This window comes from Planctomycetia bacterium (genome assembly GCA_034440135.1).
GTDB lineage: Bacteria > Planctomycetota > Planctomycetia > Pirellulales > JALHLM01 > JALHLM01.
On sequence record JAWXBP010000259.1, the window covers coordinates 1 to 16,065 of the forward strand.

14 protein-coding genes are annotated in these 16,065 nt (G+C 61.5%); 5 read left to right on the forward strand and 9 right to left on the reverse strand.

From position 1 onward, the window contains the following. Positions 1–160 precede the first annotated feature (160 nt). Positions 161–1,177 carry a molybdopterin-dependent oxidoreductase gene (locus SGJ19_16090; GenBank protein ID MDZ4781774.1) on the forward strand — a complete coding sequence of 339 codons (1,017 nt, stop codon included), beginning with the start codon at positions 161–163 and terminating at the stop codon, positions 1,175–1,177. 182 nt (positions 1,178–1,359) lie between these two features. Here SGJ19_16090 and SGJ19_16095 read toward each other — a convergent pair whose 3' ends face one another. Continuing rightward, entirely contained in the window at positions 1,360–2,184 is an 825-nt protein-coding gene (locus SGJ19_16095; protein MDZ4781775.1) for an HAD-IIA family hydrolase, read from the reverse strand. Between the two features lie 533 nt (positions 2,185–2,717). Between SGJ19_16095 and SGJ19_16100 the strand changes: the two genes are divergently transcribed. Continuing rightward, on the forward strand, positions 2,718–3,155 hold the full coding sequence (locus SGJ19_16100; GenBank protein ID MDZ4781776.1) for a hypothetical protein: 438 nt from the start codon (positions 2,718–2,720) through the stop codon (positions 3,153–3,155). Between the two features lie 61 nt (positions 3,156–3,216). On the opposite strand, the gene SGJ19_16105 is transcribed toward SGJ19_16100, so the two are convergent. Together SGJ19_16105 and SGJ19_16110 are read right to left on the reverse strand one after the other, a co-directional pair. Continuing rightward, positions 3,217–4,458 (reverse strand): ABC transporter permease, encoded by a 1,242-nt coding sequence (locus SGJ19_16105; GenBank protein ID MDZ4781777.1) that lies wholly within the window; start codon positions 4,456–4,458, stop codon positions 3,217–3,219. Positions 4,459–4,517: 59 nt separating this feature from the next. Then, entirely contained in the window at positions 4,518–5,795 is a 1,278-nt protein-coding gene (locus SGJ19_16110) for an efflux RND transporter periplasmic adaptor subunit (GenBank protein MDZ4781778.1), read from the reverse strand. A 746-nt stretch (positions 5,796–6,541) separates the two neighbouring features. Here SGJ19_16110 and SGJ19_16115 point away from each other — a divergent pair. From SGJ19_16115 to SGJ19_16125, 3 genes are all read left to right on the forward strand, one after another. Further along, a complete protein-coding gene (locus SGJ19_16115; protein MDZ4781779.1) occupies positions 6,542–8,761 on the forward strand; it encodes a penicillin acylase family protein in 2,220 nt (739 codons plus the stop codon). A 35-nt stretch (positions 8,762–8,796) separates the two neighbouring features. Beyond that, positions 8,797–9,546: an HAD family hydrolase gene (locus SGJ19_16120; GenBank protein MDZ4781780.1), complete on the forward strand. Its 750-nt coding sequence runs from the start codon at positions 8,797–8,799 to the stop codon at positions 9,544–9,546. Between the two features lie 291 nt (positions 9,547–9,837). Continuing rightward, positions 9,838–10,680 (forward strand): RNA polymerase sigma factor RpoD/SigA, encoded by an 843-nt coding sequence (locus SGJ19_16125; GenBank protein MDZ4781781.1) that lies wholly within the window; start codon positions 9,838–9,840, stop codon positions 10,678–10,680. A 111-nt stretch (positions 10,681–10,791) separates the two neighbouring features. Here SGJ19_16125 and SGJ19_16130 read toward each other — a convergent pair whose 3' ends face one another. From SGJ19_16130 to SGJ19_16155, 6 genes are all read right to left on the reverse strand, one after another. Continuing rightward, positions 10,792–11,880: an ABC transporter ATP-binding protein gene (locus tag SGJ19_16130; protein MDZ4781782.1), complete on the reverse strand. Its 1,089-nt coding sequence runs from the start codon at positions 11,878–11,880 to the stop codon at positions 10,792–10,794. Then, the gene (modB, locus tag SGJ19_16135; protein MDZ4781783.1) at positions 11,877–12,539 is read right to left on the reverse strand and encodes a molybdate ABC transporter permease subunit; all 663 of its coding nucleotides are present in this window, start codon (positions 12,537–12,539) and stop codon (positions 11,877–11,879) included. The genes SGJ19_16130 and modB overlap by 4 nt, the downstream gene beginning before the upstream one ends. Positions 12,540–12,543: 4 nt before the next feature. Continuing rightward, a complete protein-coding gene (modA, locus tag SGJ19_16140) occupies positions 12,544–13,383 on the reverse strand; it encodes a molybdate ABC transporter substrate-binding protein (GenBank protein MDZ4781784.1) in 840 nt (279 codons plus the stop codon). Positions 13,384–13,387: 4 nt separating this feature from the next. Beyond that, positions 13,388–14,209, reverse strand: coding sequence for a uridine kinase (locus tag SGJ19_16145; GenBank protein MDZ4781785.1), 822 nt, complete (start codon positions 14,207–14,209; stop codon positions 13,388–13,390). A 108-nt stretch (positions 14,210–14,317) separates the two neighbouring features. Continuing rightward, on the reverse strand, positions 14,318–15,139 hold the full coding sequence (locus SGJ19_16150; protein MDZ4781786.1) for a uridine kinase: 822 nt from the start codon (positions 15,137–15,139) through the stop codon (positions 14,318–14,320). A gap of 63 nt (positions 15,140–15,202) precedes the next feature. Continuing rightward, the coding region (locus SGJ19_16155) for a hypothetical protein (protein ID MDZ4781787.1) at positions 15,203–16,065 on the reverse strand (863 nt) is incomplete at its 5' end.

Genomic DNA, 16,065 nt, shown 5'->3' on the forward strand with positions numbered 1-16,065 from the left:
GCCACTGGCGCCCCGCATCAAACTTTATGCGGGTGTACGTAGCTTGCCGGGATCGCGTCGCGTTAAATAGATGGGAGGCGAGTCCGTCGCCGATGGGCCAATGGCTCGATCGGCGACGTGATCCGCCTCCCATGCTTTTTTTGATCGGCGACAAATCTCCGTGACGCAATTCCCGCTTCCTCCCGGCCAGCAACTCGCCGCGGCCCACAAATGGCCCTTCGTCGGTGAACGCGCGCCCGGCCAGGGCCCCGAGGCCTGGACGCTGACGCTCGTGGAGGTCAGCGGACGCCGTCATCAATGGTCGTGGGATCAGCTTCTGGCATTGCCGCGGACGCGGCTGGAAGTCGACATCCACTGCGTGACGCGTTGGTCGATCTTGGCGATGCCATTTGTCGGCGTGACGTTGGCTGACTTGCTGAAAAGCGCCGGCGTGGTTTCCTCCGCAGGGTTCGTTTCCTTCGTCGCGCGGAGCGACCGGCGACACAGCACGTCATTGCCACTGGCCGACGCCTTGGAGTTGAACACGCTGATCGCTTGGGAAGCTCAAGCCAAGCCGCTGGAAAGCGTCCACGGCGGACCGCTGCGCTCGGTGGTTCCCGGCCGCTACTTTTATAAAAGCGTCAAATGGCTGGAGCGGATCGAGTTGCTCGACTCGGACCGGCTAGGCTATTGGGAGGCCACGGCCGGCTATCACAACGCGGCCGATCCCTGGCGCGAGCAACGCTACCTCGCGCCGTCGCTCGATCGGCGTGAAACGGCGAACTTGCTCGCGGCGCGCGATTTCTCCGGCCTGGATCTCCGCGGCATCGACGCTCGCGGGCATAACCTCGCTGGCCTCCAGGCGGTGAACGCACTCTTGCGCGATAGCGACTTTCGCGGTTGCGACCTCTCGGGCGCGAACTTCGCCGGCGCCAATCTCAGCAACGCCCGCCTCGCGGACGTGAATCTCCGCAGCACAAGCTTCCTCGGCGCCGATCTAGAAGGCGCCGATTTCTCCCGCGCCGAGCTCCAGGGCGCAAACTTCACCGGCGCCTCGATCTTCGGCGCATCATTCGCGCCAGTCGACGATCAAGGTCAAGTCGTCACCAATGATAGTGCCCGCTGGGACCACACGACGCAGTTCGACTCCGCCCGCTTGGAAGACCTTCTGCCCGCACAGCGGACGCTATTCCAATGAACCGCGGAATCGCTGAGACGCGGAGGGAGCGAGGAATCTAACCGCGAAACACGTCAAATCACGCGAAAAGTGGAACTTCGAAATAGCATCGATTTGAAGTATTTCCTTTCGCGTAATTTCGCGTGTTTCGCGGTTAAATCCTCTGCGCCTCCGCGTCTCTGCGGTTCAAAAGGATTGAGACGTCACTCCGCCATGGCCATCGCCAGTTTTGCCCGTGACCAGACGGGGCGCCAGTCGTTGCGGTCGAGGAGTTCGCTGAATTCCGCCAGGGAATCGACGATGATTTCCGGGCGGTAGGCATAGTTCTGCAAGTCTTCCTGGTGCGTGCCGCCGCTCAGCACCAGCACGCTGTGGAAGCCGAGTTGCACCGCGCCCAGAATGTCCGTTTCCATCGTGTCGCCAATCATGGTCGTTTCGTCGGTCGCCAGGCCCATTTCCTTGCGAGCGGCTCGCATCATCACGGGGCTGGGTTTGCCGACGCTGAAGGCCTTCACGCCGGTCGCCACTTCGAGCATCGCCACCATGGCGCCGCAGCCGGGCCGCAGGCCGTGTTGCGTCGGGCAGTTCGGATCGAGGTTCGTAGCGATCAACTTCGCGCCGCCCAGAATCATCCGCACGGCCGCTTCGACTTGTTCCAGGTTGAACGTCCGTCCTTCGCCAACCACGACGTAATCCGGTTCATGATCCACCACGGCGTAGCCGTTTTGATGCAGCGCGGTCAATAGACCGCCTTCGCCGATCACAAACGCGGTGCCGTCAGGTTTTTGTTGCGCGAGGAAACGCGCCGTCGCCATCGCGCTGGTGTAGACGTTCTCCTCGTCGACGTGAATGCCCATCCGCGCCAACTTGGCGACGACGTCGCGCCGCGTACGCTGGCTGTTGTTGGTGAGCAATCGAAACGGAATGCGGCGCGTTCGCAGTTGTGCGAGAAACCGATCGGCGCCGGGAATCAACTGCGGACCGCGATATAACACGCCGTCCATATCAATCAAAAAGCCCTGTTTCATGGCCCTTGCCTCTCCTCCTCGGTTGAAGTCCATTGCTTGACGCATAGCGCGGACAAATCTGTCCGCGCATGCCGTCGCCTTCCGTGAGCGACGCAAAAAATCGTCATTGCTGACATTCGTCGGGAATGTCCACAGCGAACGCGAATTTGTGTTTAGCGCTACGTCGCGCACGGCATCATACCGCCGTGGCGTTAGCGTTCGGGGCGCGCTTCGATGCGCTTTTGATGAGGTGTGGGGAGCGTCGTCCAGTGCGAGGCTCCAGCCGCGACTGCGTGCGTTTGCTACGGCCCTGTGCGATAATTGCCTCATCGTTCCGAAGAAACACTTCGCAACTCGCGTGCCAACGTGTTGAACCCCCATCCGGTCGGGAATCCGCCTACCGTAGGCCGCCGAAAATGCACGCCTTGCCAAAATCCAGCCTGAAACTGCACAATCGCAGGGCAGCCGTTGCCAAGCGAGTGCGCCCGTGCCGCCAAAGTAGCTAGCTGACGTAATGCTGCACGTAAAGTCGCACACCTCATCAAGTGAAAACCATGCGAATTTTTCTGGCCGGCATCATGCAAGGCTCGCTGCGTGAAGCCGCGCTGCACGACCAGGACTACCGCGCACGATTGCGAAATCTGCTGATCGCACATTTGCCGGAAGCCGAGGTTTACGACCCCTTGGCCGATCACGGAGAGTCCCTGAATTACGACGACGGCGTCGGCCGCCAGGTCTTTCTGCGGCACAATCAAATGTGCGGCGAATGCGACGTCGTCGTCGCCTTCATTCCGGAAGCCTCGATGGGCACGGCGATCGAAATCTGGGAAGCGCACCGCGCCGGCCGCAAGGTCGTGGCCATTAGCCCGCTGGCCCACAACTGGGCGGTGAAGTTCTTGAGCGATGTGCTCTACGCGTCGCTAGCGGAATTCGAGGCGGACCTGATCTCCGGGCGCTTAACAGAGCGATTGCGGCAAGGCGATACGACATAGTCTCCTTTCGCTCCGCGAAAGGTCCGGAGCCTTTCGCGGAGCGAAAGGAGACTATGTGGGTTTACTCGTAGCGTAGCGCATCAATCGGATCCATCCGGCTCGCGCGGCGCGCGGGATAATAGCCGAAGAACATGCCGACGGCGGCGCTGAATACGAGCGCCACGACTGCCGCCGGCAGCGAGACGACAATCGGCCACTTCGAGCCGACGGTAATTGAATTGATCACCGTCATGATGCCGACCGATGCGGAGATGCCGAGCAAAATCCCCACAATGCCGCCGACGCTGGAGAGGAGCATCGCTTCGATCAGGAATTGGCGCAAGATGTCGCGCGAGCGCGCCCCCACGGCCAGGCGAATGCCAATCTCACGGGTGCGTTCCGTGACGGAAACCAGCATGATGTTCATGATGCCCACGCCGCCGACGAGCAGCGAGATGCCGGCGATCGCCGCGAGCAGCATCGTCATGACACCGGTGATGATGCCCATGATGTTGGCAATTTCGGCCGCGGTGCCGACCTCGAAATCGGCCGCCTCGCCGGGCGGAATCCGATGGCGCTCCATTAACAGGCTGTACGTCTCTTGCGCCGCGACGTCAATCAGCGCCGGAGACCGGGCGGGCGCCATCACCGCGTCGATGTTGCGGAAACTCGACCCTTGCAGCCGCATCCGCACCGTCGAATAGGGGCAGATTACAATGTTGTCCTGATCCTCACCGACCATGTTGGCGCCCTTCGACTCCAAGATGCCGATCACGGTGAAGGGGATGTTTTTGATCCGCACCGTCTCGCCGATCGGATTGGTCGTCTGGAACAATTTCGCCACGACGGTGTGACCGATGACGCAGACTTTGTTGGCCGACGTGATGTCGTTCTCGGTGAAGAATCCGCCGCGCGCCAACGACCAGTTGCGGACCGTGAGGTAGTTGACCCCAACACCCACCATCTCATTAGGCGACCAATTGGAGTTTCCGTAAATGATCTGCCCCTGGGCGCCGACGATCGGCGAGGCCGCCATCACGGCCGGACACTCGCGCTCCATTGCCAAGACGTCATCTGCAGTAAGCGTGACGACGAGTCCTTGCCTTGCGCCGCCTTGCCGCCCCGCGCTAGGAAAGACGACGAAGACATTCGTCCCCAGGCCCTGGATTTGATCCTGCACCAACTGCCCGGCGCTCTGGCCGATCGACACCATCGTCGTCACGGCGGCGATCCCAATCACCACGCCCAGCACCGTGAGCCCGGCCCGCAACTTATTCTTGCGGAGCGCTTTCGCGGCGATGCGGAGAGTGAGGAAGAGGTTCATGGGGAAGGAAGTAGGTGGAGTAGTTAGTAGGTGGAGAAGGTGAAGTAGTTAGGAGTTGCTTACGGGCCGGGCGGTTTTTCGCCGGTGACGAGAGCCTGGCCGTCTTTGATTTCGCCGGTGAGCAGTTCCGTGAATTCGTTGTCGGCGATGCCGACGGTGACTTCGATCGCTCGGAGTAGTTCGCCTTCCACGACCCAGACATGGCGGCGGTTGCGTTCGCGCCCGGCCTTGGCGCGCTCGTCGGCCGAACGCTGGGATTCGCTGGGGCCGTTTTCATTCCCCCTGCCGCTGGTCGGCCGGCAGGTGGCGGTTCCTTCGAGAATCTTTTTGTCATCCGGCCGCACTTGTTCGAGCTTCGGGTAGAACCGCAAGGCGGCATTCGGGATCCGCTGGATCTTCTCGCGCTTCTCGATCCGGAACGAGATGTTCGCCGTCATGCCCGGAAGGAGTTTCAATTCAGGATTCGGCGCCTCGACCACGACGGGATACGTCACCACGTTTTGCGTTGTGGTGGAGTTCAACCGAACTTGTGAAATCGTCCCGTGGAAGAGCTCCGTAGGATACGCGTAGACAGTGAACGTGACCGGTTCGCCGCGTAGTTGCGCGTCTTTGATGAGCCCCATGTCGGCCTCGTCGACGGAGGCCGTGACGAGCATCTTCTTTTCCATGTCCGGCGCGACAATGAACAACTCAGGCGTCTGGAACTGCGCCGCCAGCGTCTGGCCGGAGTCGATCTTCTTGTCGATGACAACTCCGTCGACGGGCGCAACGATTTCGGTGTATTTGAGATTCGTTTCCGAGTTCTTCAAGTTCGCTTTGGCTTGGATGACGGCCGCCTTGGCGGCTTCCAGTTGGGCCGCCAGCGTGCTTCTGGCGAACTTGAATTGATCCATTTCAGAGTCCGAAATGAAATCGCGATTTTCCGCCCTGAGGAGCTTGGATCGCTTCTCGTCATTGATCGCCTGTTGCAACAGCGCGGTCACCCTCACGACGTCGGCGTCGGCCGTGGCCAGCCGGGCTTTATCGCTGTCGTACGCGGCCTCATAAAGCCGCGGATCGATCAGCGCCATGATGTCTCCCTTTTTCACCTTCGAGTTGAAATCGACGTTCAACTGGATGATCGGCCCGGAGACGAACGTGCCAATGGTCACCTTCAGAACCGGCTGGATAGCGCCCGTCGAATTCACCACCTGGGTGATATCGCCGCGCGAGACGGTTTCTTCACGGAACTTCACGCCGTACTTCGTTTTCCAGTAGGCCTGCATCCGCGGCAGCGAGACGGCGCCCACGGCTCCGACGACCACCAACGCAATTGCCGCGATCACCCAACGCTTCATGGAGTCCCGCCTCTGTGCCGAATCGTGAGCCGCATGTCCGCCCGATTTAGCGGTAACCGGAACCATGCATGATAGTTAGCGTGCCAACCGCGGTCGAGCGCAACCGGCATAAGTCCCCAATGGGAGATACCACTTTGGGCCGCAATTTGTTTCGCTCCGCCGCGGCGTTTCTTGCGCTGGCGGCGCCCCATCCAAGCCCAGGGAAGGCCCTAAAAGTCTTTCCTATCGCCGACGACTTCGGCGGCCTTCCCTGGGCTTAGCGGCGCAACGCTCGTATCCATCCAGCCGAATCGACGCCGAATCCCTTTCGCGCCCCAGTCTTGCGACCGCGCCCTGCTTGCAGCTATACTCTCGGGTTCCGCTGAGCTGGCGTCCAAAGGGGGCGCAGGGGGTGGATTTACACATATCGAGCCAAAGACGGAGTGCGTCGTGGGTGTTAAGAAGTCAGGACGCGGGCGACGGAAGTTGGGACGCAAGAAACGTCGCATGCGATCGAAGATTCGCCACCGCAAGGGCTAGTGCGCCAGCGCTCTTTGGCGCCGCGGCCGGCCTCTGCCGGCGGCGCGGCGGAAATGGCCGGACCGCTCCCAGGCAGTGTCGCGCGCCGACGCGCGACCTTCCACCGCGCCGTGGCAAGCTGTCGCGTCAGGCGTCCGCGCGGACGTTACACTGGAACGTCACGTAGCTGGCTCAGGCCGATGAGCGGCAATGACTGAACTTCCGAGAGCGCATGCGCTGGGATCGCCATGAAGACCTTGAAAATCAAGTTCGCCCGCCGCCCCATGCTCGCCGGCCGTGATCGGCAAGGCGTGCCGCACGTGACCACCGATGGTTGGCGCGGCGCTTTGTACTCGCTGGGCTATCTGCACGCTTTGGACCGCCCCACGCAGATGCTGTTCGCCCGGGCCGTGGCCAGCGGCCGCGCGGCGGAGCGGATCGCCGATAAACCGGAGCTGCTGGAAACGGACCGGTTCTTCCGGCGCGTCGGGTTGCATCTCCACCTGCAGCGCGAAGTCGAGCAACTCGACGACGACACCTTCGCCGATATCGGCGCGTATTGCGAAGGGGTCAACGACGGTCTCAAGCAAATCGGGCGCTCGCTGCCGATGCTGGCGACCGGGTTCCAGAAAGAGCCTTGGGATCATCAGGCAGTCTTGCTGATCGGCAATCTGCTCTCCTACGGCGGCCTGGTGGTCACGCAGCAGCAGAACGAGCGGTTGCTGCTGGAGTTGATTCATGCCGGCGTGCCGCGCGACAAACTCCGCGAGACCTTCCGTCCCACGCTGGACGACGCCGACTTCGACCTGCTGTCCAAAATCAAAATCGCCAGCCGCCTCTCGGACGACGCGCTGGAATTGCTCACCGATTTGCCTCGCCTCGCCGGCAGCAACGCCTGGGCAGTGCGCCCGGAGCGGAGCGCCACGGGGCACGCCTTGCTGGCCGCCGACCCGCATCTGGAAGTGAATCGACTCCCGGCGATCTGGTACGAATGCGTATTGCGCTGGGGCGATCAATACGTGCTCGGGGCGACGTTGCCCGGCTGCCCATTGTTCGCCATCGCGCGGACTCCTCGGCTGGCCTGGGGCGTCACTTATTGGAAGGCCGACACGAGCGACTATTTCATCGAAGATTGCCGCCTCGGCCCGACCGGATGGCAATATCGCCGCGGCACAGAGTGGAAGAACTTTAGGTATCGCGAAGAAGTGGTGGTGCGCAAGGGCGTCGGCGGCGTGCCGATTCGCGTCTACCAGAACCCGATTGGCACGCTGGAATCCGACCCCGAAGCGCTTGGCCCCGGTTTGCATTTGCTCGAAGCCTGGACCGGTCACAGCGAGGGGACCGGCCGCTCGATGGCGGCCTGGCTGCAAATGGTCGGCTGCCAGAATACGCTCGCCGCGATGGAAGTCGCCCGCGGTTGCCCACAACCAACGTTGGCCTGGGTCTTTGCCGATCGCGAAGGTCACATCGGCAAGCAAGCCAACGGCTGGGTGCCCAAGCGTGGCAACGGCTACAGCGGCTTGCTGCCGATTCCCGCCTGGGACGAAGCCAATCACTGGCAAGGCTGGATCGAGGCCGAGCACTTGCCGCGAGAATACGACCCGCCCAGCGGATACGTCGCCGCGGCGAATGAAAACCTGGACGTCCTGAGCGGGCCGAAGTTTTCGAGCCATCCGCTCCCCAGTTACCGCTCAAGGCGGATTCGCGAACGCCTCGAACAACTGCCGCAGGCCACGCTCAAGGATATGCAGTCGCTGCAGTATGACGTGATCAGCTTGCAAGCGCGCGATCTGCTGCCGGTCTTGCTGCCGCACATTCCGGACGGCGACTTCAAGGACCGGCTCGCCGCGTGGGATTGCAATTACTCACCGGAAAGCGTCGAACCGACGTTGTTCACGCAACTCTACCGCAGCGTGTTGCTGGAGATCTTTGGGCAAGACCCGGGCTCCGGCGGCATCGGCTGGCGGCGGATGCTGTATCTCTGCTCGCGCGCCGGCTTCTCGATGATGGTGGTCACTTGCCTGGACCGGCTGCTCAAAGAAGAGCATTCCGTCTGGTGGGAAGGTCGCGACAAGGGCGAACTGATCCGCCGCGCCGCCGAGCGCGTGATCGTTGCGCGCGAAGACGACGAACCGGACGAACCCTGGGCGGTGGTGAACGCGTTTCGTTTCACCAATCGTTTCTTCGAAGGCAACTTCGTGGGGCACGCCTTTGGCTTCCACACGAGCGAACTGCCGATGCCCGGCTGCCACGCCACGCCATTTCAAGGGCATCTGCTGCGTTCAGCAACGCGGGAAACCACGTTCGCGCCTTCGTATCACCTGGTCACCGACCTCGGTGCCGACGACGCCTGGACCAATCTCCCCGGCGGCCCCAGCGAAAGCCGCTTCTCCAGTTGGTACAAGTCCGACATCCCGTTGTGGTGCGAGGCGCGGTATAAGCGGTTGAGTGCGTTTCAGGAAGAATGAGGGGCGAATGACGAATTTCGAAGCTCGAATGACGAATGACGCGAGATGATGCGATGGCAGGGGATGCTCGACGGATTGCGATGTGGTCGGGGCCGCGGAATATTTCCACGGCGATGATGCGGGCATGGGGAAATCGGCCGGATACGTTCGTGTGCGACGAGCCGCTCTACGCGCACTACTTGTCGGTCACGCGGAAGCCGCATCCGGGTATCGACGAAGTCATCGCCGCTGGCGAAACCGATTGGCGCAAGGTGACCGACTGGTTGACTGGCGACGTGCCCGAGGGGCGCTCGATCTTCTTCCAGAAGCACATGGCGCACCATCTGTTGCCCGGCATGGATTTCGATTGGATCGGCCAATTGCAAAACGTGCTGCTGATCCGCGAGCCGCAAGAGATGCTCACGTCGCTGATCAAAACGACGCCGGAAGCGCAATTGGAAGACACAGGGCTCCCGCAACAATGGCAGCTCTTCGAATGGCTTCAGTCGCGTAACGACGAAACACCGTTAGTGATTGACGCCCGTGATGTCTTGGCGGACCCACAGTCGATGTTGAATAAACTCTGCGGTAATCTCGGCGTGGCATTCACCGACGCCATGTTAACCTGGCCAGCCGGTCCGCGCTCCACCGACGGCGTCTGGGCGAAACACTGGTACCACGAAGTCGAAAAATCGACCGGCTTCCGGCCCTACGAGCCGAAAAACGAAGACGTGCCAGCACATTGGCGCGAACTGCTCAATGTCTGCGAATCAATCTACAAGCGATTGTACGCAAACCGCCTGTAGCCGAGGTCTGTGACCTCGGCCGCGTTGGACGTGGCAGTGGCTGCTCCGTTTTCTCTCTCAAGCCCGGCCTTTTGCCGGCCGGACAATCGGCACGATTGTTACGACGGCCACGCCAGCCCCTGCGTTCGACGGTCGTCGCCGGACCGTCCGTTTCGATCGCTATCTTGAGTCCGCGGAATACATTCCGCACACCAAGCCTTGTCGACGCTTAGGTCGAGAATCCCCATCTGGCGGGTCGATAGTTCAGTCTGTCCCAGGGGTGATTGTTTCCGCGCACGGCACAGAGCACACATGGCAAAGCTTCGTCGACGAACAACCGCCGCGGTGCAATCGCCGCTCGAAACTTACTTGCGCGAGATCAACGAGACCGCGCTCTTGTCCGCCAAGGACGAGCAGGAGCTCGCCACGCGGATCGGCCAAGGCGACACGCAGGCACGCGACCGCATGGTCCGTGCGAACTTGCGGCTGGTCGTGAACATCGCCCGCGGGTACACCGGCAAAGGCCTGGGGCTGCAAGACCTGATCGAGGAAGGCAATCTCGGTCTCTTGCGCGCCGTGGAAGGTTTTGATCCCGGCGTCGGCACGCGGTTCAGCACCTATGCCAGCTACTGGATCAAGCAATCGATCAAGCGAGCGCTGATCAACACCGCCAAGACGATTCGCATTCCGGCCTACATGGTGGAGTTGCTCTCCAAGTGGCGTCGGGCCAGTTCGCGATTGACCGAAGAGCTGGGACGCACGCCGACTCCGGAAGAAATCGCCCGCGTGCTCGGCCTGCCGCGCAAGAAACTGCCGATCATCAAGAAGGCGATCCGGATTTACAACAGCACGCCGCAAACCGATCAGGCGGAAGCCGGCTGGTCGCTCGGCGAGATCGTGATGGACGATCGCACGCGAACGCCCGAAGACGAAATGGTCGAGACCGACGACCTCTCGCACGTGATGAGGTTGCTGGAAACGATGGACCGCCGCGAAGCGACCGTGCTGCGGATGCGCTTCGGTCTCGATGACAACGAGCCGCGCACGTTGAAAGAAATCGGCGAATCGCTCGGCTTGACGCGCGAACGCGTACGGCAGATCGAGACGGAAGCGCTCGGCAAGCTCGCAATCGGCCTCGACGGGCCGTTGTCGTAGGGCAATTGATGTCGGCGCTCGCGCATTCTGTAGCCGAGTTCTGTGACCTCGGTGCGTTGGACGATGCTACGTCCTCTCCGACCGAGGTCACAGAACTCGGCTACAGAACTACTATCCGCGCGCGATCAAATGTATCGCCGGGGCTTTGAGCATTGCCACGACCTCTTCGCCGATTTGCAGGCGCAACTCTTCGCAGGCCGGGCGGGTGACAAGTGACGTGAGGCGAAAGCCGCAATCGAGGCCCACGCGGACCATGGGGCCTTCGGGCACAATCGACACCACGCGGGCGACCAGGCGATTGCGGACGCTGGTCACGGCATCGACTTGGCGCTGCAGCACGACTTCTTCGCCGCGGATGCAGACATAAGCATCCTCCTTGATGTGCTCCGGCAGGAGCGCGAGCAACTCCACGCCGCCGACTTGCACCACGGCCAGACCGTCTTCCCTGCCGACCACACGGCCAGGCTCTACCGTCTCCGTGCCGACGATCTTGGCGACCGAGAGGTCGGCGGGCCGCGTAAAGACTTCTTGCACGGTGCCAGTCTGACGGATCACGCCTTGTTCCATCACGACGACTTGATCGGCGAGCGCGATCGCCTCGACGCGGTCATGCGTCACCAAGACGACGGGGACACGGAACTCGCCCAGCAGTCGGCGCAATTCCCAGCGCAGGTTCTCGCGCAGCGAGGCGTCGAGGGCCGACAGCGGTTCATCCAGCAACAGCAGCCGTGGCCGCCGGACCATCACGCGCGCCAGCGCCACACGCTGCTGTTGCCCGCCCGAGATTTGATTCGGATAACGACCTTCCAGGCCCATGATTTCAAACAGCCGGAGCATTTCGTCGACGCGCTCGCGGCGTTCCTTTGTCGCAAGCGACCGCAGGCCAAAGCCAATGTTTTGCGCGACGGTCAAATGCGGAAAGAGGGCGTAGTCCTGAAACAGGAAACCGATATCGCGCGCTTGCGGCGTGCGGAAGACGTCCTGTTTGGCGTCGAACCAGGTCTCGCCATTGAACCGGATCTCGCCGGCCTCGGGCCGTTCCAATCCGGCGAGCGATCGCAAGATCGTGGTCTTGCCGCAGCCGGACGGGCCGAACAGCACGGTGATGTTGAACTCGCGCGCGGGGCGGCGCAAGTTCGCGCGGATCGTCGTGCCGCCCGCGAATCGCTTTTCGAAATCAACGACCAGTTCTTCGCTCATATCGAGGCGCCTCGTCGCGAGAGCAACTGGGCCAGGCACAATACGACGAAGGCGAAACCGAGCAGAAAGAGCGCAGTCTGTCCGGCCGAGGCGTAGTCGAGCGACTGCACGTCGTCGTAGATGGTGATCGACAACGTGCGAGTCACGCCGGGAATATTGCCGCCGATCATTAGCACCACGCCGAATTCGCCAATCGCATGCGCGAAGGTGAGCACGATGCCGGTCAGCACGCCCGGCCAACACAACGGCAGCGCGACGCGAAAGAACGTGCCCAACCGCGATTCGCCCAGACACCAAGCGGCCTCGATCATCCGACGATCGACGCTCGAAAACGCCGCCGTAAAAGGCCGGACCGCGAACGGCAGGTTGTACAGGAGCGACCCGATCAAGAGGCCCGGAAACGTGAACGGAATCATGCTGCCGGTGAGCGACTCATAGCCCTTGCCAACCGGGCTGTGCGGGCCGAGAGCCACCAGCAGATAAAACCCCAGCACCGTGGGCGGCAATACGAGCGGTAACGCGACGACGGCCTCAATCAAAAAGCGGCCACGCCAGCGGGTGTTCGCCAACCACCACGCCAACGGAATGCCGACAATCGTGAGGATCGCCGTCGTGGCAATTGAAAGCCGCAAAGTGAGCCAGAGCGCCGCCCCATCCACGCGGTCACTCCCCGGGCAATAAGAAGCCGTAGCGTTTTAGAATCGCGCGACCGTGCTCACCCATGACGAACTCGCGCAGCTCCATAGCGGCCGCCGGATCTTTCGCCCAATTCAAGATCACGCCCCCCTGGTCCATCGTCGAGTAGGCGTCGAGCGGCACCTTGGCGTACTTGCCTTTTTCGCTCATCGCGGGCGCGAGCGCCAAGGAGAGCGCAATGATGCCCACGTCGGCCGCGCCGGTTTCGATGAACTGCGCGGTTTGCGAGATGTTTTCGCCCAGGACAAGCTTGTCCTTAACCTGATCGTACACGCCGAGCTGTTTCATCGCCGCTTCCGCCGCCCGGCCGTAGGGGGCATGCTCTGGATTGGCGATGGCGATCTTCTTCACGCTCGGATCGAGCAACGCCTGAACGCCTTGGCCTTCGATATCAAGCGGCGAGCTCTTTGGCGCCCAGACGACGATTTGACCGATCGCATACTGGAACTCGGTCGCTTTGTCGGCGTGCCCGGCCTCGATCAACTTGCGCGGGTACTCGATGTCGGCCGAGAAATAGATGTCAAAGGGTGCCTTATTCGATAGCTGCGCGAAGAAATTTCCGGAGGAGCCGTAAGTGACGGCTACCTCTGTCTCAGGATGCTCTTCCTTGAACTCCGCAATCACTTCGTCCAGGGCGAACTTCAGATCAGAAGCCGCGGCCACCGTGACCGTGCTTGGTTCAGCGGGTGCGGTCGACGGCGTCGCGGCTGGCGGGCCGCTCGGCGGCGCAGCCGGTGTGCAACCCGCGCACATTGCGATTGCCGACAGCACCAACCAATGCGCAATGGATTGCCGAGTGCAATTCATCGGCTTATTCCGCCACGTAGATGATGGTGCCGACCGGTTCGCCTTCCAGAGCGCGCGTCAATTGACCGCGCTTCAGGCCGTTGATGATCTGGATTTCCTTGACGTACACGGCGTTGAGCATGTTGTGCAGCACGACCGGCTCGACAACGAGGTCCGCGAGGTTGCGCTCTAGCAACTCTTGCACGGAGATGCGCGGGATCTGCGTCGCCGAAACATTCTTCTTCGGGTCGTCCGTGTAAAGCCCGTCTTCGTCCTTGACGAAGATGCAGCGCTTCGCGCCCAAACACTCGGCCGTGAGGTAAACGCCGGAATCGGTGCGATTGGGCGGGATGCGTCCCTTCTCAGGCGGCTTCTCCCAGTATTCGTACGGCGGCATGCCGGGCATGATGGGGATGCAGCCCATGCGAAAGTACATCGGCAGGGATTGGAACGAATCCGGCATCACCAGGATGCCGCCGAATTCCGCCAGCACCATCTGCAGGATGCGGGCGTTTTGCACCGAAGTCGAATTGCCGATCGCGGCCAACACGCCGGTCGGTAAATCCAGGTCGAGCGCCAAGCTGTAGGCATGTCGCGCACGCGTGCCGCCGCCGGCGCCGATCAAGATCTGATGTTTTTTACAGACTTCGCCGATCTCCGCGCGCAACGGCAAAATCGCCTCGCGGCCGCGATCGACAAAGCTCTGCCCGCCGATCTTGATCACGTTCACGTCCGGCAGGATGCGCAGCGGCTCGACGGACGGATACAACGCCTCCAATGTTTTGGGCGTGTTGAGGCTGATTTCGGCCAGCGGGTTGAGAATCGATTTTCGCGAGGGTGCTAGCATGGGCAGTTTGAAGTTTCCAGTGTTCAGTTTTCAGTTGTCGTGTTCAACGTTTTGCGCGAGATCAAAATCCTCACTGAAAACTGAACACTGAAAACTTCGAACTATTCCTCAACCATCCGCATCGATAATGGTACCGACGTGTTCGCCGTCTAACGCGCGGCCGAGAAGCTTGGGTTCGAGGCCGTTGATGATTTGCACCTGACGGATGTGCCGGGCATTGAGCATGGCTTCCAGGCAGGACTGTTCGATGATCAGCTCCGGCAGCTTGCGGGCGAGCAATTCGCGGACGCCGATGCGGGGAATGAACTTCGCGTTGGGATCCTTCTTCGGGTCGGCGGTGTAAAGTCCTCGCTCGTCTTTCAGGAAGATCATCGAGCGCCCGCCCATCACGTCGGCGAAGAGGAACATGCCCAGGTCGTTGCCGTTCATGGGAATGCCTTGGCGTCCGGCCGGCGGTTCCCAGAAGTGATACGGAGGCATGCTCGACATCACCGGGATCATGCCCTCGTTGAGCCAGAGCGGAAGTTCCTTGAAGTTTTCTTTATTGGCCGACATGCCTTTGTTGGCGGCCAGCAGCGACCAGATCATGCGGCTGTTCTGTTCGTCGACCGCGCCGGCGACCATCGCCAATCCGCCGGTCGGCAAGCCCAGGTCCATGCAGATGTGGAACGTGTGTCGCAACCGCGCGCCGCCGCCGACGCCCACTACGAACTTGTGCTTCGCGCGGCACGCGACGACTTCATCCAGCAATGGCAGCACCGCGCCACGGCCGCGATCGAGGATGCTCAATCCGCCGATCGACAGCACGTTCATGTCCGGAATGATGCGGATTTCGCGTTCGGTCGAAGTTTGCTCGCCGATGTGTTGGCCCACGAGCGATTCGCGCATCAGCGGGCTGTCGATGTGGCGGCGGGGATCAGTGGCTTGCATGGGCGAGGAGGAAAGGAGTAGATGAGTAAAGGAGATTCTTGGGTGCGATGATTTGTGGTGTGGCTAGGTTTCTACTTGGCTCGCCTGCTCCTCTACTTCGTTACTACGCCTCAACTCCTCAGCTTCGTTGCTCCTTTGCTCGTCTTCCTTCGCCTGCTGCCTTTCGATCAGCGCTGCGCTACCCATATTCTTCAAAATGGGATAACTCACAAAGGCGCTGAGGAATCCGGCAATCAGGTTGGGAATCAGGCGTTCCGCCGGCAGCAGGAACAAGGTCACATTGTCGGCTCCCAGGCAGAACACCATCGCGAATTGCGTTGCGGTGCGAGCGACGGCGGCAAGCAATCCCACGGCCAGCAGGATCGAGAAACGCAGCCGGAACATCCGCACCAACGGCCACGCCAGATCGACGACCAGTCCGGGCACGACGTGCTTCAGCACTTCGAAGATGCCGTAGCGACTGTCGCCGTTCAGGAAGGCGATAAATCCCATGATACCACCGGCCATCGTGCCTCCCCAACGAGAATGCGTCCGGTCGGCAGCCAACATATAGAGCGGGATAAAAAAGATCGATTTCGCTCCCTGCAAAACCGGCACGCCCGGCAAAACCTTCACCAGTTTGAAGGCCATCATCACGGCGCCGATGCCGCCGATCACGCCCACGTCGTGCGCGCGGCGGTCGCTCAGTCCGAGACGTTCCGCGTGATTGGCGGCGTCGTCGAGCCCGCGGTTGATCTTGTCGATAAAGGGCGTCAGATCGCGCTGCTTGAGGGCCTGAAACAGCGCCAATACGCCGGTCGGTTGCGCGGCAGCATCATGGGTCGTCGCGGCGCCTTCGACAGGTTTCGCGCGACGAAACAGGCTCAGCCAACTGCCCTGCCCACGTTGGCCGCCATGCCCACCTCCGCCACCACCACCGCCGGAGC